We start from the raw sequence: 5,792 nt of genomic DNA, 5'->3' as shown, positions 1-5,792 counted from the left end.
GCAGATGAGCGCGGCCATCTGGAACACCATGCTGTTCGGGCTGACGGTGACGGTGCTGAGCCGGCTCATAGCCGTCTTTGTCGGCATGATCTCGGGCTATCTCGGGGGCAAGTGGGACCAGTTTCTCATGACGATCAACGATACGATGATCGCCCTGCCGAACCTGCCCATCCTGCTGCTGGTCTATTTCGTCATGCGCGACCAGATGAGCTGGCCGATCCTGGCGCTGACGGCGGCGCTGCTGGGCTGGAACTATGATGCGCGGCTGATCCGATCGGTGACGCTGAGCCTGAGGAACCGCGAATTCACCCGCCATGCGGTGTTCGCCGGCATGAGCGTGCCGCAAATTCTGGTGCGCCAGCATCTGCCCTATGTGATGCCCGTCATCTTCTTTACGGCGATGAACAATCTCATCTGGGCCATCGGGCTTGAGGTGACGCTCTCGGTGCTCGGGTTCTCGGACATCAACCGGCCGACCATTGGCGGGATGATCTACTGGGCCAACCAGCACCAGGCCATCATTGCCGGCATCTGGTGGTGGATCGCCTTCCCGATCATTGCGGTGGTGCTGCTGTTTCTCGGGCTCTTCCTGCTCGCCATTTCGGTCAACGAATATATCGACCCTCGTAGTCGCCTTAGCCGGATGGGAGCGTAGCCATGCTTGCCGCAGTCGAAAACAAGCCGGTCAGCGTGGAAACGAAGCCCGTGCTGCGGGTAGAGGGCCTCAAGGCCTACTATCAGATGAACTACTTTGGCGTGCGCCGCGAAGTGCGGGCCGTCGACGATGTGAGCCTGACCATCAATCGCAATGAAATCTACGGGATTGCCGGGGAGTCATCCTCGGGGAAATCCTCGCTGATCAAGACCATTGCCGGCGCCATCACGCCGCCGCTGCGGGTGGTGGAAGGCTCGGTGAAATTCGATTTCGGGGGCAAGGAACTGGACGTCTATGCCCAGCGCCCGGCGATGAAGGCGGCGCGGTGGAAGCATCTTTCCTATGTGATGCAGGGTTCGATGAATGTGCTGAACCCGGTGCGCAAGGTGAAGCATGCTTTTCATGACTTTGCCTTCAAGCATATGGGGCTGCGCGAGGGAGAGTTTCGGGCGCGGGTGGAGAGCCACCTGCAGCGCATCGGACTTGATCCGCGGGTGCTTGAATCTTATCCGCACCAGCTTTCGGGCGGCATGCGGCAGCGATTGACCATTGGGCTCGCGACAGTGTGCGAGCCGGAATTCATCATTGCCGACGAGCCGACGACGGCACTCGACGTCCTGGTGCAGCAGGATGTGCTGGCGCTGATAAAGGGCGTGCAGCAGCGCATGGGGTCGTCGATCATTTTCGTCACCCACGACATGACGGTGCATGCGGCGATCGCGGACCGGATCGGGATTGTCTATGCCGGGCGACTGGTGGAAGAGGGGCCGACGCTGGATGTGTTTCAGCGCCCGCAGCATCCCTATACGGCACATCTGATCGCCAGCCTGCCGCGCATTGGCGATACGCGGAAGCGCGTGGCGTTGCCGGGCAAGCCGCCGAACCTGGCTGATCCACCGAGCGGGTGTCGCTTCCATCCGCGCTGTCCGTTGGCGGTCGACAAATGCAAGAGCGAGAACCCGCCCTTGCTGGCACGCAATAGTGGCCGGGTAGCCTGCTGGCGTGCCGGGGAGGTGGAGGCCGCATGACCGCGCTGCTCGAACTAGAAGACGTCAACAAAGACTATCGCGTCGGCGGTTTTCTCGATCGCTCGACGTTGCACGCCGTCAAGCATGTGAGTTTTACGCTCGATGCGGAAAAGCCGGAAATCTTCACGGTGGTTGGGGAGTCGGGCAGCGGCAAGACGACGACGGCGCGCATGATCCTTGGCAACGAGACGCCGACCAGCGGCACGCTGCGCTTCATGGGGAAGGATATTGCCGCGGTGCGCACGCGTAAGGAGCGGCTCGAATTCATGTCGCGGGTGCAGCCGATTTTCCAGAACCCGTTCGAGGCGTTCAATCCGCTGACGACGCTCGACTATTATCTGTTCTCGACGGCACGGCGGTTTCTGGGGCTGAAGGACAAGGCGGCGGTGGAGGCCGCGACCGATAAATCGCTGCAGCATGTGGGCCTGTCGCTCGCCGAAGTGCGCGGGCGGTATTCGCATGAGCTTTCGGGCGGGCAGTTGCAGCGTATCGCGGTGGCGCGGGCGCTTATTCCGGGGCCGAAGCTGATCGTGGCGGATGAGCCGGTTTCGATGGTCGATGCGTCGCTGCGCATGTCAATCGTCAACCTCTTCCGGGAGCTGCGCGATACGCTCGGGGTGTCGATCATCTACATCACGCACGATCTTTCGACGGCCTATTACATTTCGGATCGCGTCATAATCATGCACAAAGGAGATGTGGTGGAGGCGGGGCGCGCCGAGGATGTGCTCGGTAATCCGACCCACGAATATTCCCGTGCCCTGAGGAGCGCGGTGCTGCCGCCGGATCCGGTCGTTGCCAGCGCGATCATTCGCGAGAAGCTGCGGGCGCTCTAGGGTGCGCGGATCTTCACGTGATGACGGGCTGCAAACGGCGATCTTCTGCGCTTCCGGTGCTCACGTACTTAACGTACGCTCCGCTCCGGTTCTCGAAAACCACCGTTTTCGCCTCGTCCTGACGTGAATCTCCACACACCATAGCGTCGGGGCTAGGCCGCAGGGCCGTATCGTTTGGAGGAAATTTTGGCTGAATCCCTGGAAGGCAAGATTGCCGTTATCACTGGTGCTGCGTCCGGCATTGGGCTGGCGAGCACCAAGGCGCTGCTAGCGGAGGGCGCGACGGTGGTGATGGTGGACTGGAACCGGGAGGGGCTCGACCAGCTTGTGGCTGATCTTGGGGAGCGGGCCATTCCGCAGGTGACCAATCTGCTCGATGCGGAGAGCTGCAATGCGATGGTGCCGGAAATCCTCCAAAAGGTGCCGCATATCGACATTCTCTACTGCAATGCCGGGACCTATATCGGCGGCGATCTGACCGAGACGACGCCGGAAGCGATCGACCGGATGCTCAATCTCAACGTCAATGCGGTGATGAAGAACGTGCATGCGGTGTCCCCGCACATGATCGGGCGGAAGACCGGCGATATCGTTGTGACTTGTTCGATTGCCGGGCATTTCCCGACCTATTGGGAGCCGGTCTATTCGGGCTCGAAATGGGCGATCACCAGCTTTGTGCAGGGCATGCGGCGGCAAATGGTGCCGCATGCGGTGCGGGTGGCGCAGGTGTCGCCGGGGCCGGTGGTTTCGGCGCTGCTCGCCGACTGGCCGGAGGAAAACCTGCGCAAGGCCAAGGAAAGCGGGAGCCTGATGGACCCCGAGGAAGTGGCGGATGCGGTCGTCTATATGCTGACGCGCAAGCGCACGGTGACGATCCGCGACATGATCGTGCTGCCGAGCAATTTTGATCGTGTCTGAGAGGGGCAAGATGTCGTTTTCGGGCAGGACGGTCATTGTCACCGGGGCGGGCAAGGGGATTGGCCGGGCCTGCGCGCAGGTGCTGGCGGAGCGAGGCGCGGAGGTCGTGGCACTGAGCCGGACGGCGGCTGACCTTGAGAGCCTCCATACTGAGATCGGGTGCCGGACGGTGGTGGTCGATCTTATCGATCCAAAGGCTGCGCGGGCGGCGATGGCGGAGGCGGGGACCTGCGATTTCCTCGTCAACAGCGCCGGGATCAATGTGCTCGAAAGCGTGCTCGACATGACCGAGGCGGGCTATGAGGCGGTGCTGGGGATCAATCTTCGGGCCGCTTTGATCACCTGCCAGGAGTTTGCGCGGCGGCGCGTCGAGGCGGGTGGGGGTGGCGCGGTCGTCAACATCACCTCCATTGCCGGGCATCGCGGCTTTCAGGATCACCTGGCCTATGCGGCCTCCAAAGCGGGGCTCGAGGGGGCCAGCCGGGTGCTCGCCAAGGAGCTGGGGCCGCATGGCATCAGGGTGAATTGCGTGGCACCGACGATCACGCTGACCGAGCTCGCAGCGGTGGCCTGGAGCGATCCCAAGAAGAGCGAGCCGATGATGGTTCGTCATCCGCTTCAGAGGTTTGCGTTGGCCGAGGAAGTGGCGCACAGCGTTGCAATGTTGCTGTCGAACGATAGCGCGATGGTCTCGGGAGCGGTGCTGCCGATCGATGGCGGGTTCCTCTCCGTCTGACCTGACAGGCAGCCGTAATCGCTGAAATTTCTGACGTTCGCCGGAGGGTTTTAGGCGACGTCTTCTAGCCTGTGACACCGTGTGCGACAGGCGGTGTCATCAACCCTTCTCCGATCCTTCGTCGATCCGACACACAGTCTTAGTCAAAGCGCCATGGCTTTGAGAACCACCTGTCATGCGGGGCGCCTAGGAGTCCGCCCGCCAAACGGCCTCAAATTCGGAGACAGGCTCAAATGACTCGCACCCGGCTGCTCAGTGCAGCGTCCACGATCGCAGTGCTTTCCATCGCAGCTGCTGCACCTGCCATGGCCCAGACCAAGTTCGAATTCTGGTATGGCCTTTCCGGCGACCTTTCCGAGCGCGTGCAGGACATGTGCCGCGGCTTCAACGAATCTCAGGCCGACTATGAGATCGTGTGCGTCAGCCAGGAAAACTACGACAACACCCTGCAGAACACGATCGCTGCCTACCGCGCCAACAAGCAGCCGACCGTCACCCAGATCTTCGACGCCGGTACGCTCGACCTGATGCTTTCGGGCGCCTACATGCCGATCCGCGAACTGATGTCGTCGAACGGCTACGAAATCGACTGGGACAACTACCTCTCGGGTATCGCGTCCTACTTCTCGACCTCGACCGGCGAAATGCTGTCGCTGCCGTTCAACAACTCGACCGCCGTCATCTATTACAACACCGACGCGCTGGCCAAGGTTGGCTTCGACGGCCTTCCCCAGACCTGGGAAGAAGTCGAAACCGTCGGTCGCGCCATGAAGGAAGCCGGCTACGAGTGCCCGATCGCTCTCGATCCGTCGGGTGCATGGCAGTGGTTCGAACAGTTCTCCGCCATCCACAACCAGCCTATCGCCACCAAGGGCAACGGTTTTGGCGGTCTCGACGCCGAAATGGTCGTGAGCCAGGGCAAGTTCGTTGACCAGCTCACCTGGATCAAGAAGATGTACGATGAAGGTATCATCGTTCATAAGTCCAAGGACGCTGGCGAAACCGCCAACGACGCCTTCGTCAACGGCAAGTGCCAGATCTCCTCGTCCTCCGTTGCCGACCACGGCACCATTGGCAAGCAGGCCGCCGAAGGCGTGCACTGGGCCAATGCCATGCTCCCGATCTGGTCGGACACCGAACGCACCAACTCGCTGGTTGGCGGCGCTTCGCTCTGGACCCTCAAGGGCAAGTCGGAAGAGGAATACAAGGGCGCCGCAGCGTTCTTCAACTACCTCGCCCAGCCCGAACAGGCCCAGACCTGGTCGACCATCACCGGCTACGTTCCCGTGACCATGGCTGGCTTTGAAGCCATGAAGGCCAACGGCTTCTACGAAGAAGCTCTCTACAAGGGCCGTGAACTGGCCGTTGAATCGCTGACCTTCACCCCGCCGACCGAGAACAGCCGTGGCATCCGCCTTGGCAACTATGCCTCGATCCGCGCCGAAATGGTCAAGACCATCCAGGACGTGCTGTTCAACAACGCTCCGGTTCTCGAGAGCCTCCAGGCGTTCGACGCCAAGGGCAACGAAATCCTGCGTCGCTTCGAGCAGACCTACAAGGGCGCCCAGCTCCCCTGATCGCCTGATCTGATCGCACGGACGGCACCAGCCGCCCGTGCA

General features: G+C 61.6%; 6 protein-coding genes. All 6 read left to right on the top strand.

Annotation, left to right across the window (positions count from 1 at the left end; all coding sequences use genetic code 11):
• Nucleotides 1-655: ABC transporter permease (locus tag ABW043_RS07010; RefSeq protein WP_353920503.1), on the top strand; the 655-nt coding region annotated here is incomplete at its 5' end.
• Between the two features lie 2 nt (nt 656-657).
• A complete protein-coding gene (locus ABW043_RS07005; protein ID WP_353920502.1) occupies nt 658-1,683 on the top strand; it encodes an ABC transporter ATP-binding protein in 1,026 nt (341 codons plus the stop codon).
• A complete protein-coding gene (locus ABW043_RS07000) occupies nt 1,680-2,519 on the top strand; it encodes an ABC transporter ATP-binding protein (RefSeq protein ID WP_353920501.1) in 840 nt (279 codons plus the stop codon). Before ABW043_RS07005 ends, ABW043_RS07000 begins: the two co-directional genes overlap by 4 nt.
• 186 nt (nt 2,520-2,705) lie before the next feature.
• Nucleotides 2,706-3,437, top strand: a complete 732-nt coding sequence (locus ABW043_RS06995; RefSeq protein ID WP_353920500.1) for an SDR family oxidoreductase — start codon at nt 2,706-2,708, stop codon at nt 3,435-3,437.
• Between the two features lie 10 nt (nt 3,438-3,447).
• The gene (locus tag ABW043_RS06990; RefSeq protein ID WP_353920499.1) at nt 3,448-4,173 is read left to right on the top strand and encodes an SDR family oxidoreductase; all 726 of its coding nucleotides are present in this window, start codon (nt 3,448-3,450) and stop codon (nt 4,171-4,173) included.
• A 233-nt stretch (nt 4,174-4,406) separates the two neighbouring features.
• Nucleotides 4,407-5,750 (top strand): extracellular solute-binding protein, encoded by a 1,344-nt coding sequence (locus ABW043_RS06985; protein WP_353920498.1) that lies wholly within the window; start codon nt 4,407-4,409, stop codon nt 5,748-5,750.
• The last annotated feature ends 42 nt before the right edge of the window (nt 5,751-5,792 follow it).

The sequence above is a fragment of the Devosia sp. genome, assembly GCF_040509215.1.
In the GTDB taxonomy this organism is placed as follows: domain Bacteria; phylum Pseudomonadota; class Alphaproteobacteria; order Rhizobiales; family Devosiaceae; genus Devosia.
The sequence above is the reverse complement of the archived record's forward strand: the minus strand, read 5'-3'. Positions and strand labels throughout refer to the sequence as shown.